General features: G+C 70.3%; 1 protein-coding gene. It reads left to right on the top strand.

Annotation, left to right across the window (positions count from 1 at the left end; genetic code table 11):
• The first annotated feature begins 194 nt into the window (after positions 1–194).
• Positions 195–1,622: a Na+/H+ antiporter gene (locus RF645_RS12900; RefSeq protein WP_368819237.1), complete on the top strand. Its 1,428-nt coding sequence runs from the start codon at positions 195–197 to the stop codon at positions 1,620–1,622.
• Positions 1,623–1,658 lie beyond the last annotated feature (36 nt).

The following is a 1,658-nucleotide window of genomic DNA, read 5'->3' as shown; positions in this document are numbered from 1 at the left end:
GGACTCATCGGTCAACGCTCATGCGGAAACGTGGTGGTCAGGGGCGTCAACGATGTCGTGACGCAGGACACTGTCATCCCGACCATGTGCCGTCTCAGGACATCGCAACGGCCGGATCCGCCGCAGCGCGGATCCGGCCGTTCGTCATTCCGGTGTCGGACTCGCGGGTCTGAGCTTCATCCTCGTCGGAGCGGCTGCGGCTGCCCGCACCCATGGTCCTCATCGTCCTGGGCGTGATCGGCTCGTTCCTGCCCTTCGTCCCGGTGATCGACCTCGGCCCGGAGCTCGTGCTCGTGGGGCTGCTCCCGCCCCTGCTGTACTCCTCCGCGCTGCAGACCTCGATCATCGACATCAAGGCGAACCTGACCTCGGTGATCCTGCTGTCCGTGACGGCCGTGGTCGTCACCACGTTCACCGTCGGATGGACGCTGCACGCCCTCGTGCCGGACATCCCCTGGCCGGTCGCGCTCGCCCTGGGTGCGGCAGTGGCCCCTCCGGACGCCGTCTCCGCCAGCGCCGTGGCTCGCCGCATCGGGCTGCCCCGCCAGATCGTCACGGTGCTCGAGGGCGAGTCCCTGCTCAACGACGCCACCGCCCTGGTCAGCCTGCGCACGGCGATCGCCGCCATCACGGGTGCCGTCGCCGTCGGCTCGATCTCCCTGGACTTCCTCATCGCCGCCGGCGGGGGCATCCTGCTCGGGCTGGCCGTGGCCGTCGTCGTGAACCTGCTGCGCCGGCGCATCCACGACCCCCTGATCGACACGGGGCTCTCGTTCGTCGTCCCGTTCCTGGCCTACCTGGCGGCCGAGGAGATCCACGCCTCCGGAGTGATCTCGGTGGTCGTCGCCGGCCTGCTCATCGGGCACAAGGCGCCCGTGGTCCAGACCTCCGGATCCCGGATCACCGAGCGCGTCACCTGGTCCACCGTGGCGTTCCTGCTGGAGCACGCGGTCTTCCTGCTGATCGGCATGCAGGTGGTCTCCATCATCACGGGCCTGGACGGCACCGTCCCCTGGTCGCGCATGGTGCTCGCATGCGCAGGCGTGCTCGCCGCGGTGATCCTGACGCGCATGGCCTGGGTGCTGCTGACCCAGTGGCTGCGCGGCCTGTGCCAGGCCCCGCAGGAGCGGGAGCCGTGGTCGCACGCGATCATCACGGGCTGGGCGGGGATGCGCGGCGTCGTCACGATCGCCGCCGTGTTCATCATCCCGGCCGATGTCCCCCACCACGACCTGCTGGTGCTATGCGCGCTCGTGGTGGTGCTGGGAACCCTCTACCTGCAGGGCCTGTCCCTGCCCTGGCTGACCCGCACGCTGGGGGTCAGGCCCAACAACCCCGCCGTGGACGCGCTGGCCCGGGCCACCCTGCTGCAGCAGGCGAGCGAGGCAGGTCTGCACGAGCTCGATCGGTGCGACCACCACGAGGACCACGGTGTGGCCGAGTCCATCCGCGCCCGCCTGGACCAGCGCACCTTCGCGGCCTGGGAGCGGCTGTCCACCCGCACCGGGGAGGAGTCCCCGTCGGAGGCCTACACCCGGCTGCGGCTGAGCATGATCGCCGCCGAGCGCCAGCGCGTGCTGGAGATCCGGGGGGTGCCTCTATGGTTTTCGTCAAGCCGCTAGGGCGACTGTCGACGGGGTCTGAGGCATGGTCGGGTC

It is taken from the genome of Kocuria sp. CPCC 205260, from assembly GCF_040981045.1.
Classification (GTDB): domain Bacteria; phylum Actinomycetota; class Actinomycetes; order Actinomycetales; family Micrococcaceae; genus Kocuria; species Kocuria palustris.
This window is presented reverse-complemented; position numbering and strand designations above follow the sequence as displayed.